Annotated in this window: 13 protein-coding genes; 8 read left to right on the top strand and 5 right to left on the bottom strand. The window is 59.6% G+C overall.

Features of this window, described 5'->3' with window-relative positions:
- Positions 1-54: 54 nt before the first annotated feature.
- The gene (locus AC1DIH_RS17190) at positions 55-1,755 is read left to right on the top strand and encodes a bifunctional metallophosphatase/5'-nucleotidase (RefSeq protein ID WP_477772577.1); all 1,701 of its coding nucleotides are present in this window, start codon (positions 55-57) and stop codon (positions 1,753-1,755) included.
- Between the two features lie 137 nt (positions 1,756-1,892).
- Positions 1,893-4,334, top strand: coding sequence for a TonB-dependent siderophore receptor (locus AC1DIH_RS17195; RefSeq protein ID WP_477772578.1), 2,442 nt, complete (start codon positions 1,893-1,895; stop codon positions 4,332-4,334).
- A 74-nt stretch (positions 4,335-4,408) separates the two neighbouring features.
- Here AC1DIH_RS17195 and AC1DIH_RS17200 read toward each other — a convergent pair whose 3' ends face one another.
- Together AC1DIH_RS17200 and AC1DIH_RS17205 are read right to left on the bottom strand one after the other, a co-directional pair.
- Complete coding sequence (locus AC1DIH_RS17200; RefSeq protein WP_477772579.1) at positions 4,409-4,897, bottom strand: hypothetical protein; 489 nt, start codon at positions 4,895-4,897, stop codon at positions 4,409-4,411.
- 137 nt (positions 4,898-5,034) lie between these two features.
- Complete coding sequence (locus tag AC1DIH_RS17205) at positions 5,035-5,910, bottom strand: helix-turn-helix domain-containing protein (RefSeq protein ID WP_477772580.1); 876 nt, start codon at positions 5,908-5,910, stop codon at positions 5,035-5,037.
- Positions 5,911-6,049: 139 nt separating this feature from the next.
- Between AC1DIH_RS17205 and AC1DIH_RS17210 the strand changes: the two genes are divergently transcribed.
- Complete coding sequence (locus AC1DIH_RS17210) at positions 6,050-6,952, top strand: DMT family transporter (RefSeq protein ID WP_477772581.1); 903 nt, start codon at positions 6,050-6,052, stop codon at positions 6,950-6,952.
- 48 nt (positions 6,953-7,000) lie between these two features.
- On the opposite strand, the gene AC1DIH_RS17215 is transcribed toward AC1DIH_RS17210, so the two are convergent.
- Positions 7,001-7,510 (bottom strand): DUF2165 family protein, encoded by a 510-nt coding sequence (locus tag AC1DIH_RS17215; protein ID WP_427533713.1) that lies wholly within the window; start codon positions 7,508-7,510, stop codon positions 7,001-7,003.
- A 248-nt stretch (positions 7,511-7,758) separates the two neighbouring features.
- On the opposite strand from AC1DIH_RS17215, the gene AC1DIH_RS17220 reads away from it, so the two are divergent.
- Positions 7,759-8,151, top strand: a complete 393-nt coding sequence (locus AC1DIH_RS17220; RefSeq protein WP_477772582.1) for a hypothetical protein — start codon at positions 7,759-7,761, stop codon at positions 8,149-8,151.
- A gap of 60 nt (positions 8,152-8,211) precedes the next feature.
- On the opposite strand, the gene AC1DIH_RS17225 is transcribed toward AC1DIH_RS17220, so the two are convergent.
- Together AC1DIH_RS17225 and AC1DIH_RS17230 are read right to left on the bottom strand one after the other, a co-directional pair.
- Positions 8,212-9,186 (bottom strand): 2-hydroxyacid dehydrogenase, encoded by a 975-nt coding sequence (locus AC1DIH_RS17225; protein WP_477772583.1) that lies wholly within the window; start codon positions 9,184-9,186, stop codon positions 8,212-8,214.
- Between the two features lie 251 nt (positions 9,187-9,437).
- Positions 9,438-10,406: a LysR family transcriptional regulator gene (locus AC1DIH_RS17230; protein WP_477772584.1), complete on the bottom strand. Its 969-nt coding sequence runs from the start codon at positions 10,404-10,406 to the stop codon at positions 9,438-9,440.
- A gap of 299 nt (positions 10,407-10,705) precedes the next feature.
- Between AC1DIH_RS17230 and AC1DIH_RS17235 the strand changes: the two genes are divergently transcribed.
- The 4 genes from AC1DIH_RS17235 (at position 10,706) to AC1DIH_RS17250 (ending at position 15,607) form a co-directional block, all read left to right on the top strand.
- Positions 10,706-12,217 carry an efflux transporter outer membrane subunit gene (locus AC1DIH_RS17235; protein ID WP_477772585.1) on the top strand — a complete coding sequence of 504 codons (1,512 nt, stop codon included), beginning with the start codon at positions 10,706-10,708 and terminating at the stop codon, positions 12,215-12,217.
- 139 nt (positions 12,218-12,356) lie between these two features.
- A complete protein-coding gene (locus tag AC1DIH_RS17240; protein WP_477772586.1) occupies positions 12,357-14,543 on the top strand; it encodes an FUSC family protein in 2,187 nt (728 codons plus the stop codon).
- Positions 14,533-14,733 carry a DUF1656 domain-containing protein gene (locus AC1DIH_RS17245; protein WP_019691945.1) on the top strand — a complete coding sequence of 67 codons (201 nt, stop codon included), beginning with the start codon at positions 14,533-14,535 and terminating at the stop codon, positions 14,731-14,733. Before AC1DIH_RS17240 ends, AC1DIH_RS17245 begins: the two co-directional genes overlap by 11 nt.
- A gap of 10 nt (positions 14,734-14,743) precedes the next feature.
- Positions 14,744-15,607 (top strand): efflux RND transporter periplasmic adaptor subunit, encoded by an 864-nt coding sequence (locus AC1DIH_RS17250; RefSeq protein WP_477772587.1) that lies wholly within the window; start codon positions 14,744-14,746, stop codon positions 15,605-15,607.
- Positions 15,608-15,803 lie beyond the last annotated feature (196 nt).

Here is a 15,803-nt window from a genome sequence, read left to right on the forward strand (position 1 = left end):
CCGGCCTGAGCACCACACTTCTACAGATTTCGACTAGCGAACAAGGATGAACTCATGTCACGTCTTTCCCTGCCAAGGCTGCTCAGTGCAGTCGCCCTGGCTGTCGCCGTGCTGGGCGGTTGCGCCCATGTTCAGCCGCCAGCCCAACCGGTTGCCGTGAACATCGTGGCAATCAACGACCTGCACGGTTACTTGCAGGCCAACCCGTATTCGGTTCGCGACAGCACGGCCGCTGACGGTGTGCGCATGCTCAAGGCCGGGGGCATCGCGACCCTCGGCGGGATGCTGACGCAACTGCGCAAGGACGATCCGCAGCTATTGTTCATCGGTGCCGGTGACCTGGTGGGTGGCAGTCCACCACTGTCGGCGATGTGGGCCGACGAACCGACGCTTGAAGCGCTGCGGTACATGGACATGAAACTCAGCGCCATCGGCAATCATGAGCTGGACAACGGCAAGGCGGAGTTCCTGCGCCAGCTCAATGGCGGCTGCGAATCGAATCGTCCGACCAAGGCCTGCCAGTTTCGCGCCCACTATCCCGGCAGCGGTTTTCCGTACCTGGCGGCAAACCTGATCGACACCGATACCGGCAAAACCCTGTTGCCGCCGTACCGTATCGAGGAGGTTAAAGGCCAGAAGATCGCCTTTGTCGGCGCGGTCCTGCGCGATGTTGCCTCCGTGGTCAGCGCCAAGGGCCTGCAGGGTTTGCGTACCGAGGACGAGGCCGAGTCGATCAATCGGCTGATCCCCGAACTCAACCGCCAGGGCGTCAATGCGATTGTCGCGGTGGTGCACCAGGGCGGCTCAACCCCCGAGCCCTACGACAAACAGGACTGCAGCCAGCTGAGAGGCGATATCGTTGATGTGGCCAAGCGACTCGATCCGGCGGTCGATGTGCTGATCTCCGGGCATTCCCATCAAGGCTATCTGTGCAAGGTCGGTCCTCTGCTGGTGACTCAGGGCAGTTCGTACGGGCATCTGATGACCCGCCTGACGCTCGACGTGACTCCCGGCCAACATCGGGTCACGGGCATTCACGCGACTAACCTGTTGGCCGATCCGGCGCATTATCCAGCCGATCCACAGATGCTCGCCTTGCAGCGGGAAGTTGAAGCACGCAGCAATAACGTGCTGCTCAAACCTGTCGGTGCCATCGCGGCTTCACCGATCACTCGACGTACCAATGCGGCGGGGGAGGCACCTTTGGGTGACTTGATCGCCGATGCTCAACTGTCGGCTGGCGCGGCGCATGGCGCACAGATCGCTTTTATGAACAGGGGGGGCATTCGTGGCGACCTGGCCCTGGAGCCAGGTCTCAAACGCCTGAATTATGGGCAGGTGGCGACGGTGCAGCCGTTTAACAACACCCTGGTCGCCTTCGACCTGAACGGTCGGCAACTCGAACAATTGCTCAATCAGCAATGGAAGGCCGGAGGCAGTTTTGATGCGCTGCAGGTTTCCAGGGGCTTCAGCTATCGCTGGGATTCCACGCGCCCGCTGGACAGTCGGGTGATCCCCGGCAGTGTTCGTCTTAACGGTAAGCCGGTGCAGCCCGAGCGCAATTATCGCGTGGTGCTGAACAGCTTCCTGGCCGACGGTGGCGATCGTTTCAGTCTTTTCAAACAGGGAGTGAATCGTAGTGATCTGGAAGTAACGGACCTGGATAGCCTGATCGATTACCTGCACCGCATGGATCAACAAGGCAAACCCGTTGGTTCTGCGAAGAGTGCAGGGCGCATCGTGAAGGTGAAATAGCGCGGCATGCCTGGTTGCGTAAGGGGCTTTGAAACTATTTTCAATTTTAATGTGAGGTAAACCCGAGTGACATCCGTGTAGTGGTGAAAGTGCGATTCATTCGCATCCGCAGCATTTCTACACACAGGTCACGAGCAATGAAGTCCAGGGCAAAATCGGCGGCAGGCGGTTCGGTTAAACAGTGGTTTGGCGCTTCTGCGCTGGCCGTTTCGGTGTTGGCCTTGTTGCCGTTGAGCGTGGCGTGCGCTGCGCAGTCCAGTGAGCAACACCGTGCGCTGTTCAGCTTCAACATTGCCAGCAAACCCTTGCCCCAGGCGTTGAGCGACTTCAGCCGGGTCACCGGCATCAGCGTGGTTTACACCGATGAAGCGCCCTACGGTCTCAGTGCACCGGCCATCAAGGGCGAGATGAGTGCCGAGCACGCCATGCAACGCTTGCTGAGCAAATCCGGTTTCACCTTCCGCCAGACCGACGCCCACACGCTGGCCCTTGAACCACAGCCCACCGAAGGCGCGCTGAATCTCGGTGCAACCACCATCACCTCGGCGGTCGAGCAACCGATGAGCTATCAGCCGCCGTCCACCACCTCAGTGGCACGTTCATCGGCCTCGCTTCAGGAAATCCCTCAGACCATCAACGTGATCCCGGCTCAGGTGTTGCGTGACCAGCTGCCGCGCAACCTGGACGATGCGCTGGCCAATGTCAGCGGCATCACCCAGGGCAATACGTTGGGCAGCACCCAGGATTCGGTGATGACTCGCGGTTTCGGTGACAACCGCAACGGCTCGATCATGCGCGACGGCATGCCGCTGGTGCAGGGCCGTGGCCTGAACGCCTCGGTGGATCGGGTTGAAGTCCTGAAGGGGCCGGCCTCGTTGCTCTACGGCATCCAGGACCCGGGCGGCGTGGTGAACATGGTCAGCAAGAAGCCCGAATTGCAGCCATACAACGCCTTGACCGTGCGCGGCTCGAGCTATGGCAACGGCAAGAACGGCAGCGGCGGCAGCCTCGACAGCACCGGACCACTGGGCGACTCCGGACTGGCCTACCGAATGGTGCTGGACCACGAAGATGAAGACTACTGGCGCAATTTCGGCACCCATCGCGAGACGCTGATCGCGCCGTCTCTCGCCTGGTTCGGCGAGAGCACCAAGCTGTTGTTTGCCTATGAGCACCGCGAGTTTCTTGCACCGTTCGACCGTGGCACGGCCATTGACCCGCGCACCAATCATCCATTGGACATCCCCCGTGGTCGCCGCCTCGACGAGCCGTTCAACGACATGGAAGGCCGTTCGGACCTGTACCATTTCGAAGCCGACCACGAGCTCAATGACAACTGGAAAGCCCACTTCGGCTACAGCTGGAACCGCGAAACCTACGACGCCAGCCAGGTTCGCATCACCGCCATCGACCCGAAAAAAGGCACGCTGACCCGCAGCATGGACGGCACCCAGGGTGCCCTGACCACCGACCGCTTCACCACCGCCAGCCTCGAAGGCAAGGTCGATGTGGCCGGCATGCAACACGATCTGGTGTTCGGTGTGGATGACGAATACCGCAAGATCTACCGCGCCGACCTGATCCGCCAGAAGAGCCGGTTCCCGTCCTTCAGCTATCTGGACCCGGTCTACGGTCGTGAAGTGGCCGGCACCACGGTCAGCGCTGCGGACAGCAACCAGACCGATCTGCTGCGCAGCGATTCGGTATTCCTGCAGGACTCGATCCACCTGAACGACCAGTGGATTCTGGTGGCCGGCGGACGCTTCCAGGAATACGACCAGTACGCCGGCAAGGGCCGTCCGTTCAAGGCCAACACCGACAGCAACGGTCAGAAATGGGTGCCGCGCGCCGGCCTGGTGTATCGCTACACCGACGAGTTGTCGTTCTACGGCAGCTACACCGAATCCTTCAAACCGAACTCGACCATCGCGCCATTGAGCGGCAGCTCGATCGTGCTTGATGGCAGCATTGCGCCGGAAGAAGCCAAGTCCTGGGAACTGGGGGCCAAGCTCGACATGCCGGGCCGCGTGACCGGCAACATCGCGCTGTTCGACATCAAGAAACGCAACGTGCTGGTGTCCAACTCCGAGAACCCGCTGGTCACCACCTACAGTACGGCCGGCGAAGTGCGTTCCCGAGGCCTGGAGATCGACCTGACCGGCCAATTGAGTGATCGCTGGAGCATGATCGGCAGCTACGCCTACACCGACGCCGAGGTCACCGAAGATCCGGACTACAAAGGCAAGCGACTGCAAAACGTGGCGAAAAACACCGGCTCGCTGTCGGCGGTCTATGACTTCGGCACCATCGTCGGTGGCGACCAGTTGCGGGTCGGCGCGGGCGCCCGGTATGTCGGCGAGCGGGCCGGCAACGCGGTGAACGACTTCGACCTGCCGAGCTACACCGTGGCCGACGCCTTCGCCACCTACGACACCAAGCTCGACGGGCAGAAGGTCAAGTTCCAGCTCAACGTGAAAAACCTCTTCGACCGCACCTACTACACCTCGGCCGTCAACCGGTTCTTTGTGTCGATGGGCGATTCGCGCCAGGTGTCGTTGTCGAGCACCCTGGAGTTCTGATGAAAGCTAGCCGACCGCTCACTACGGTTTGGCAGCGAAAACTCTTGTCGCGTTGGCGACAAGAGTATTGAGTGTCAGCGAGAGGTGGGCACCGGTCTATCCATGTCCCACACATTGATTGTTCCGGTTGCTTTGGCAATTGTGCTTTGACCTTCTGATTCACGCCATATGGAAAAATCAAAAACAGCTTCGAATATCCCTTCCGTGGAATCGAATTTCTTTATATCTATTGTTCCAGTGATATGGGGATGGAGCGTAAAAACATAGCTTACGCCACTGGGGTCGTTTGGGATTCGTCGGGTGTACCGGATCCTGTTAATCGCCTTGTCGTTAATAAGATATTTTTGGGGCTTGATATTTTCATCGAAATTGAAAACCCAGTGCCTGTCATCGTCTACAGCTGAAATTTCAATGTGGGGACTGATAGGTAATGTAGATCGAAAAAAAACGCGGCTACTGTTAAATGCGGGTTGCTGTTCAATCGTCGCGATCAAGGAGCCCGATGCAAAATGATCCGGGGCGGAAATAACAGATTTTGTTGGGGCGTCGTATATTTTTGACATGTCATGAAACTCCTGAGGTTGAGTCCGAAGTCTCCGATTTATTTATCAATTCTGCTACTGTCAGAATTAACAGGTATTCAATTGTTTTTATGTTTTTCGAAATTAAAGAAATTTAATATAAACGAATGCAATAGTGCCTAACGCAAAAACGCCTGGCGGTATTCGCCGGGCGTACCCTTCATGGCCTGGCGAAAGCGATTGGTGAAATGGCTGGCGCTGGCAAAGCCGCAGGCCAGCGCAATCTCACCGAGCGGCTGTGAGGTGTTGCGCAGCAAATTCCGGGCATGAGCCAGGCGGCGGGCCAACAGGTACTGATGCGGCGGCAGGCCGAAGCTTTCGCGGAACATCCGCGCGAAGTGGTACTCCGACAAGGCGCACAAGCCGGCCAACTGACCCAGGCTGATCGGCTCGGCCAATTGCTGGTCGATGTACTCGATCAGTTGCCGACGCTGATGTGCCGCCAGCCCACCCTTGAGGCGCAAACCCTGGCGCAGGCCGACCTGGCTGAGCAGTGTGTGGCTGAGCATTTCATGCGCGAGGCTGCTGGTCAGCAGGCGTTCACCGGGTTCGTCCCAGTTCAATTCAATCAACTGACGGAAACGTCGGGCCTGCACCGGGTCTTCGAGAAAGGTGCTTTCCTGCAATTGCAGTTCACGCGGTTCACGGTCGAGCAAAGTGACGCAGCCAAGGGCAAATTGCTCGGGGCTGAAGTACAGGTGAGCCAGGCGGATTCCACCGTTGATCACCCAGGCCGACTGGTGTTCGGCGGGCAGGATGCAGAGTTTGTCCRGGCCGCCCTTGGTGCCGGGCTGCTCGCGGCGAAAGGTCCCGGTGCCGCCGGCGATGTAGCAGGAGAGAGTGTGATGCCCCGGCGCTTCATAGTCCTGGGCGTCGTGATGGTTGCTCCACAGGGCTGCAGCCATGCCGTCACCGAGCTCGGCGCTGTGCTCAAGGCGAGCATTCGGCGAGCGGTTGAGGGCTTGAAAAACTTGCAGGGTTTCCAGTGCGGGCATGATCGGTTCTCTCCAACGCCTTGCATCCTACTCCGTCGCCTCGACACTGCCAGCCCGTTGCCTGACAAAAGCGCAAGTTTATGCAAGTGCACGATCTGCCTCGGGAACAGACTGAAGGCCATCTTCAGGAGTTGCCGACATGAACCTCTCGCTATACCTGCTAACGGTGCTGATCTGGGGCACCACGTGGATCGCCTTGAAACTGCAACTGGGGGTGGTGGCGATTCCGGTGTCGATCGTTTATCGCTTCGGCCTGGCATCGCTGGTGCTGTTCGTGATGTTACTGCTCAGCCGACGCCTGCAAGTGATGAACCGGCGTGGGCACTTGATCTGCCTGGCCCAGGGGCTATGCCTGTTCTGCATCAATTTCATGTGCTTCCTCACCGCCAGTCAGTGGATCCCCAGCGGTCTGGTCGCCGTGGTGTTCTCCACCGCCACGCTGTGGAATGCGTTGAATGCGCGGGTGTTCTTCGGTCAGAAAGTAGCCCGCAATGTGCTGATGGGCGGCGCGCTGGGGTTGATCGGGCTGGGCTTGTTGTTCTGGCCGGAACTGGTCGGCCATACCGCCAGCCCGCACACCTTGCTTGGCCTGGGCCTGGCGTTGCTGGGCACGCTGTGTTTCTCGGCCGGCAACATGCTTTCGAGCCTGCAACAGAAAGCCGGCCTGAAGCCGCTGACCACCAACGCCTGGGGCATGGCCTATGGCGCCGCGATGCTGTCGATGTATTGCCTGGTCAAAGGTATTCCCTTCGACATTGAATGGAACACGCGTTACATCGGTTCGTTGTTGTACCTGGTGATTCCGGGTTCGGTGATTGGTTTCACCGCGTACCTGACCCTTGTCGGGCGCATGGGCCCTGAACGTGCGGCTTATTGCACCGTGCTGTTCCCGGTAGTGGCATTGAACGTGTCGGCCTTCGCCGAAGGCTACCAATGGACCACACCGGCATTGGCCGGACTGGTGCTGGTCATGTTGGGTAACGTGTTGGTGTTTCGCAAACCCAAGGCTCGGGTGGCAGTGGGAAGTGGCAAGTTGGCGTGATCGATCAAGTTGCACTGTGCATTATCGGGTTCAACAGTACGGCGTTTATTAATGGTCAGTTTTCAGTGACAGATAAATAAGCGCCGTCATCATGTAGCCGATAATGCTTCGGGTCCAGGCCATGGCATTCCATTCTGTGGAACTGTCCATGTCGAACCATTCATTGGCGATCACTTGTATGCAGAAGTAATACAGGAAAATGCCGATCATCAAACCGACAATTCCGTATTTCTTTGCCTCGTGGAATTCCTTGCGTGGCGCATTGAGTTTTGTATAAAGCTGATAGGCCCCCAATAAACAACAGGCGGTGTAGGTTGTCTCCAGGGTGATCATCATCCAGTAGATTCTATGGTGCAGCATGGGGGAGGTGATGGCGCGATAGCGTAGGGCGTCGTTGGGCCGGGTCGTGTCCATGCTGAGGATATGTCCAACAAATTCGTAGTTGGTGGCGTAGTCAGTCACATTGCTGAATACAACCAGCAAGCCAAATCCTCCCGCCATTAAAACCAGGGCCAACTTACTGCGCCTGATCAGGCAGGCAGTGGTGAAATTTATCATGGTGCGTACTCTCCATATCCGGGTCCTGCACTGTGCAGGCAATTGGGGCAGGAGTTTATAACGCGAAAAAAATGGCGGGCAGAGGACTGAATTGCAAGTTGTGTCCTGGCGTACGTTGTGTGCTTGGGTGGTCACTGTTATCTCAGGTTTGTCTACTGTCAGATGTGACAGTAGACGCCTGAGTGCGTTCTGTTTAGCGTGGTCCGGGTTCTGGAAGGCGTCTCGACAATATCTCAGGTGGAATTCCCATGAATAAAGATCAACTTGCAACCATCGCGAATATTCGTGAGTCTTTAAATAATCAGAGTTATCCGAATGCGGCGTTGCCGCCGGCACCATTTATCCCGTTGCTGGATGCTAATGGCAAGTTGAGTCATGGGCGTGTTTCGAAGGATGGGCTCTGGGTGGAGCTTGGTTATGATGAATTCCAGCCCCGCGACGCAGTCCGTTTTTATCTGGGGAGTGCCACCCCCGGAATTGTCGATTATGAAGCCGAATATACGCTGGAAGAAGAGAAGAAAATCGAGGCGTTAGTGCCTGAAGAATATATCAAGAAATTAATTGGCGAAACGGCATTTGCACTGTACTTCGTGAATGAAACGACACCGTCTAATTTCAAGTACTTTGATGTCATCGAATGACGTGATGCGTTGTCGTAACAGGGGACAGGGCGCGTTCAGCTGGAACGTGCCCTGTTTCTATCAACCCTTCCACACCTGCGGATTCACCAGATCCTGCGGCCGCTCGCCCAACAGTGCGCTGCGCAAGTTGGCCAAGGCGCGGTGGGCCATGGCTTCGCGGGTTTCATGGGTGGCCGAACCGATGTGCGGCAAGGTCACGGCGTTCTTCAGCTGGAACAGCGGCGACTCGGCCAGGGGTTCCTTCTCGTAGACATCCAGCCCCGCCCCGCGGATCCGGTTGTTCTGCAAGGCCTCGATCAGTGCTGGTTCATCGACCACCGGGCCACGGGAAATATTCACCAGAATCGCGCTGGGCTTCATCAGCGCCAGTTCGCGGTGGCTGATCAGGTGCCGGGTCTTGTCGCTGAGCGGTACCACCAGGCAAACGAAATCGGCTTCGGCCAGCAACTGATCAAGGCTGCGAAACTGCGCGCCGAGTTCTTGTTCAAGCTGGGGCTTGCGACTGTTGCCGCTGTACAGAATCGGCATGTTGAAGCCCAGGCGACCACGTCGGGCGATGGCCGCGCCGATGTTGCCCATGCCAACGATGCCCAGGGTCTTGCCATGCACATCGCAACCAAACAGCGGCGCACCGACCGTGGCTTGCCATTGCCCGGCCTTGGTCCAGGCGTCCAGCTCGGCGACACGTCGGGCACTGCTCATCAGCAAGGCAAAGGCCAGGTCGGCGGTGCTTTCGGTCAGCACGTCCGGGGTGTTGGTGAGCATGATCCCGCGTTCGTTGAAGTAGGCCAGGTCGTAGTTGTCGTAGCCGACCGAGACGCTGGATACCACTTCGAGTTTGCTGGCGTTCTCCAATTGGGCCCGACCGAGCTTGCGACCGACGCCGATCAAGCCGTGAGCGTGGGGCAGGGCTTCGTTGAACTGTGCATTGATGTCACCCAGCTTGGGGTTGGGCACGATCACCTCGAAGTCGTGTCGCAAGGACTCGACCATTTCGGGCGAGACACGGCTGAAGGCAAGTACGGTCTTTTTCATCGCAGGAAGGCTCGTCAGGCGGAGGAGAATGCCAAGCACGCTAACATTCTCTGACGGGTTTTTGCGAGAGCCACAGGCTGTGGGCGAACACAACCCTGTGGCGAGGGAGCTTGCTCCCGCTCGGCTGCGCAGCAGTCGTCAGCCTTTCAATCTCGACTTACCTGAATTAGCTCATTGACGCGATTGCGAGCGCTGCGCACTCGAGCGGGAGCAAGCTCCCTCGCCACACTGGAGCGCGTCAATCCTTAGAGTCAATTGGCCACCCGTGCCCCGCCCAGACTCCCACTCAACTCATACGCCGCCAACTCCGCCTGATGCGCCGCGAGAATCTCCGGCAGCGAGCCGCGCAGGTACTCGACCCAGGTCTTGATCTTCGCATCCAGGTACTGACGCGACGGGTAGATGGCGTACAGGTTCAGCTCTTGCGAGCGGTAGTTGGGCATGACCCGCACCAGGCTGCCATTGCGCAGACCTTCGATGGCGGCATAGACCGGCAACACACCGACGCCCATGCCGCTGATGATCGCGGTCTTCATGGCGTCGGCGGAGTTCACCAGAAACGGTGAGCTGTTGATGGTGACCATTTCCTGGCCTTCCGGGCCGTCGAACAGCCATTTTTCCAGTGGAATCACCGGGCTGACCAGACGCAGGCAGGCGTGATTCAGCAGGTCGCTGGGCTTCTGCGCGCAGCCGTTGGCTTTTACATAAGCAGGCGACGCGCAAACGATGCTGTAAGTGATGCCCAGCCGTTGCGAGACGAAACCCGAGTCCGGCAGTTCGCTGGCCAGCACGATCGATACGTCGTAGCCCTCGTCCAGCAGGTCCGGTACGCGGTTGGCCATGGTCAGGTCGAACGTCACGTCCGGGTGGGACTTGCGATAGCGGGCGATCGCATCGATCACGAAGTGCTGACCGATCCCGGTCATGGTGTGCACCTTGAGTTGCCCGGCCGGGCGCGCATGGGCGTCGCTGGCCTCGGCCTCGGCTTCCTCGACATAGGCGAGGATCTGTTCGCAGCGCAGCAAATAACGCTTGCCGGCCTCGGTCAGGGCGATGCGACGGGTAGTGCGGTTGAGCAAACGGGTTTGCAGGTGGGCTTCCAGGTTGGAGACCGCGCGCGAGACGTTGGCTGTCGTGGTATCGAGCTGTACGGCAGCGGCAGTGAAGCTGCCGGCTTCGGCGACACAGCTGAAGGCGCGCATGTTTTGCAAAGTGTCCATGGGGTGCTCTCGGGTGCGATGACAAATTGTGACACGAAGTTACGGAATGCTGTGACCCCGACCAAGGGATTACCTCGTTAACGGTAACAAAGATTCACAGGAATCCCGGCTTATCGCTGCTCAGGCCCACCCCTAGAATTACGCCGTTACTGGTGTGTGGGAGCGAGCTTGCTCGCGATGGCATCGGTGCGGTGTACCTGATGCACCGAGTTGTTTGCATCGCGAGCAGGCTCGCTCCCACAGTTAAGTCAGTGTCCACAGGACCTCGTACCTCCCCCTACTTCCAGGAATTTTCAGCAGTGCCGCGTCGCATCAGCAGAGAGTTGAAGACTCTCAGTGTTTGGGCTTTATCGTTAGCAATCAGCGGCTGCGTCGGAACCGGAGGTATTGCCCCACAGGGCAAGGCATTCGACGCCAATACATTGGCCACCGACGAGGCCATCCAGAGCGCCGCCAAGGATGCTCACTGGCCCACCGCGCAATGGTGGCAGGCCTATGGCGACCCGCAACTCAATCACTGGATCGACCTCGCCGTGCAAGGCAGCCCGAGCATGGCCATGGCCGCTGCCCGTGTGCGTCAGGCCAGGTCCATGGCCGGTGTTGCCGAGTCGGCCGAGTCGTTGCAGGTCAATGGCCAGTCCACGCTCAAACGCCATAACTGGCCGACCGACCAGTTCTACGGTCCGGGCGAACTGGCCAACACCACCACTTGGGACAACAACGCGGCCCTAGGCTTCAGCTACGCCCTCGACCTTTGGGGCCGTGAAAGCAATGCCACCGAACGCGCCGTCGACATGGCCCATATGAGCGCCGCCGAGGCGCGCATGGCTCAGCTCGAATTGCAGAACAATGTGGTCCGCGCCTACATCCAGCTGTCGCTGCATTACGCGCAGCGGGACATCGTGGCCGCGACCCTCAAGCAGCAACAGCAAATTCTCGACCTCGCGCAAAAGCGCCTGGACGGCGGCATCGGCACCCATTTCGAAGTCAGCCAGGCACAAACTCCGCTGCCGGAAACCCATCGGCAACTGGATGCCCTGGACGAAGAAATCGCCCTGAGCCGCAATCAACTCGCCGCACTGGCGGGCAAAGGTCCAGGGGAGGGCGCACAGTTGCAGCGTCCGACGCTGTCCCTTGGCAGCGCCCTGAAACTGCCTTCGGCATTGCCGGCGCAGTTGCTCGGCCAACGCCCGGACGTGGTCGCCAGTCGCTGGCAAGTCGCGGCCCAGGCGCGCGGGATCGACGTCGCGCACGCCGGTTTCTACCCCAATGTCGATCTGGTCGGCAGCCTTGGCTACATGGCCACTGGTGGCGGGGCGCTGGAGTTTTTGACCGGCAAGAAGCTCAACTACAACGTCGGGCCGGCGATCTCCTTGCCGATCTTCGACGGTGGGCGCTTGCGCTCGGAACTGGGGGAAGCCTCGGCCGGCTATGACATCGCCGTGGCCAAGTACAACCAGACCCTGGTCAATGCGCTCAAAAGCATCTCCGACCAGTTGATCCGCCGCGAGTCCATGGACAAGCAGCAAGCCTTCGCTGAGGAATCGGTGGCCACCGCACAGAAAACCTACGACATCGCGATGATCGCCTACCAGCGCGGGCTCACCGATTACCTGAATGTGCTGAATGCCCAGAGCCTGTTGTTCAAGCAGCAGCAAGTGCAACAGCAGGTTCAGGCTGCACGTTTGAGTGCCCATGCCGAACTGGTCACGGCCCTAGGCGGCGGGCTCGGCGCCGGTAACGACGTGCCGCCAGACAGTAAAGTCCAGGCGCCGAAAACCCCGGCTCTTCTCAAGAGCATCGTGAATTGAAAACAAACCCTGTGGGAGCGAGCCTGCTCGCGATAGCGGTGGGTCAGGTGACATCTGCATCGACTGACACTCCGTCTTCGCGAGCAGGCTCGCTCCCACAGGTCCTGAGTCTGGACTTAATTTCACTGAGCAGGACTTCATGACTCCCTTGCCCGCACCTTTGCGCTGGCTGTATTCCCTTGAGTGGCGCCGGGGTTTTTTCGACTGGGCACGCAGTGATGGCGTGACCTGGGTCTACATCTTCAAGGTGCTGATCGCCGCGTTCCTGACCCTCTGGCTGGCCATGCGCCTGGAATTGCCGCAACCGCGCACCGCGATGATCACCGTGTTCATCGTCATGCAGCCGCAGAGCGGCCAGGTGTTCGCCAAGAGTTTCTATCGCTTCCTCGGCACATTGGCCGGCTCGGCGGTGATGGTCGCGCTGATTGCCTTGTTCGCCCAGAACACCGAACTGTTCCTCGGCTCGCTGGCGATCTGGGTCGGCATCTGCACGGCCGGTGCCGCGCGTTATCGCAACTTCCGCGCTTATGGTTTTGTGCTCGCCGGTTACACTGCGGCGATGGTCGGCTTGCCGGCACTGGCGCATCCGGACGGAGCGTTCATGGCGGCGGTCTGGCGGGTGCTGGAAATCTCCCTGGGAATTCTCTGCTCGACCCTGGTCAGCGCCGCGATTCTCCCGCAAACCGCCAGCGCCGCGATGCGCAACGCCTTGTATCAGCGCTTCGGAGTGTTTGCGCTGTTCGTCACCGATGGCTTGCGCGGGCGCAGCCAACGCGACGCGTTCGAAGCCGGCAACGTGCGGTTTATCGCCGAAGCCGTGGGCCTGGAAGGCTTGCGCAGCGTCACCGTGTTCGAAGACCCGCACATGCGTCGGCGCAATGGTCGGCTCAGTCGCCTGAACAGCGAATTCATGGGCATCACCACCCGGTTCAACGCCTTGCACCAATTGCTCGAACGCTTGCGCAGCAGCGGCACCGAACAGGTGGTGGCGGCGATCAAACCCGGGTTGCAGGACCTGGCCGAAGTGCTCGATGGCTTCTCGGGTCGCGCGCTGACGCATGCCGACGCAGCGCGTCTGGCGGCGCAATTGGCCGCCTACAAAGAGGGCTTGCCGGCGCGGGTGCGCAGCTTGCGGGTGAGCTTTCAGGAGAGCGAACCGAGCGACGCCGAGCGGCTGGATTTTCACACCGCGTACGAATTGCTCTACCGCTTCGTCGACGAAATGCACAGTTATGCGCAGACGCACGCCTCATTGGCCGAGCACCGCCACGAACGCGAGCAATGGGATGAGCCCTACACCCCGAAAACCAACTGGCTGGCGTCGACCGCGGCGGGCATTCGGGCGTCGTTCATTCTGATTGTGTTGGGCAGTTACTGGGTCGCCACCGCGTGGCCGAGCGGCGCGACCATGACCATGATCGCCGCCGCCACGGTCGGTCTCTCGGCGGCCACGCCAAACCCCAAGCGCATGGCGTTCCAGATGGCCTGCGGGACGTTGCTCGGTGCGCTGATCGGCTTCGTCGAGATGTTTTTCATCTTCCCGTGGATCGACGGTTTCCCCCTGTTGTGTGTGATGTTGGCGCCGGTGATCGTACTCGGTTCGTTTCTCACCTCACGGCCGCAGTACGCCGGTGTCGGCCTGGGTTTGCTGATCTTTTTCAGCACCGGTTCAGTACCGGACAACCTGACGGTCTACAACCCGTACACCTTCATCAACGACTACATCGCGATGATCATGGGCATGTTGGTGTGCGCTGCAGCCGGGGCGATCATTCTGCCGCCCAACAGTCGCTGGTTGTGGCGGCGTCTGGAGCAGGACTTGCGCGGGCAAGTGGTGTTCGCCATCAGCGGCAAGCTCAAGGGGTTGGCATCGGGTTTTGAAAGCAGCACTCGCGATCTGGTGCACCAGGCTTATGGCCTGGCCACCGGACAACCTAAGGTGCAACGCGATCTGCTGCGCTGGATGTTCGTGGTGCTGGAAGTTGGTCACGCGATCATCGAGTTGCGCAAGGAACAGGCGATCTTGCCGGTGCACCCGGCCTATGCCGAAACCCAACCGTGGCGCCAGGCGATCCGGGTCATGGGCCGCTCGCTGGTGCGGCTATTTCTGCAACCGAGCCAAAGCAATCTGGAGCGCAGCCTGGTGGCGGTCGACCACGCCATCAGCCGCGTCCAGGCCACCGACGAACCCTTCGCCCCGCACTTCGACACCTCGGCTCTGCGCCGGGTGAAGAGCTACCTGCATTTCATCCGCACCTCGTTGCTCGATCCGCAATCACCGTTGGCAGCGCTCGCTGCCCCGCAAGGACCTGACCATGCCTCGTGAAATCGCCTTCCACGGCGTGTACATGCCGACCATGACCCTGATGTTTTTCATCGCTGCGGCAGTGGCCTGGGCACTCGACCGGTTTTTGTCCGGGTTTGATCTGTACCGCTTCTTCTGGCACCCGGCGCTGCTGCGCCTGAGCCTCTTCACCTGTTTGTTCGGCGCCCTCGCGCTGACTGTTTATCCTTGAGACCGATTCGATGAAAAAACTTTTCAGCCTGCTCGCGACCTTGTTGGTACTGGCCCTCGCGCTGTGGATCGGCCGGACCCTCTGGGTGCATTACATGGACACCCCGTGGACCCGCGATGGCCGGGTGCGCGCCGACATCATCAACGTCGCCGCCGACGTCACCGGCGAAGTGGTCGACGTGCCGGTGCGTGACAACCAGTTGGTAAAAAAGGGTGACCTGCTGATGCAGATCGATCCCGAGCACTACCAGATCGCGGTGAAACAGGCGCAATCGCTGGTAGCTTCGCGCAAAGCCACCTGGGAGATGCGCAAGGTCAATGCACACCGCCGCGCCGACCTCGACAACCTGGTGATCTCCAAGGAAAACCGCGACGACGCCAGCAACATCGCCGACTCGGCGCTGGCCGATTATCAACAGGCCCAGGCTCAGCTTGAGGCGGCAGAGCTGAACCTCAAACGCACCAAAGTGCTGGCGGCGGTGGACGGTTATGTCACCAACCTCAACGTCCATCGCGGCGACTACGCGCGCATCGGCGAAGCGAAAATGGCCGTGGTCGACATGAACTCGTTCTGGGTCTACGGCTTCTTCGAAGAAACCAAGTTGCCGCATGTGAAGGTCGGCGATAAGGCCGACATGCAATTGATGAGCGGTGAAGTGCTCAAGGGCCATGTCGAAAGTGTTTCGCGCGGTATCTACGACCGCGATAACCCCGAAAGTCGCGAGCTGATTGCTGACGTGAATCCGACCTTTAACTGGGTGCGTTTGGCACAACGGGTGCCGGTGCGGATTCACATTGATGAAGTGCCGGACGGGGTGCTGTTGGCGGCGGGGATTACGTGCACGGTGGTGGTGAAGCAGGACGGCGTGGAGTAACCCTGTGGCGAGGGAGCTTGCCCTAATGCCTGTCAGTTAACTGAAATCTATCGCCGGGTGATCGATTGTGGCGAGGGAGCTTGCTCCCGCTGGGTCGCGAAGCGGCCCCAAAAGGTCGCAACTCCATTCTGTCAGTTACAACGCGTACCCAGGTTTACGACGGCTTCGCCGCCGAACGGGAGCAAGCTCCCTCGTC

This window comes from Pseudomonas sp. 05N36, assembly GCF_056397385.1.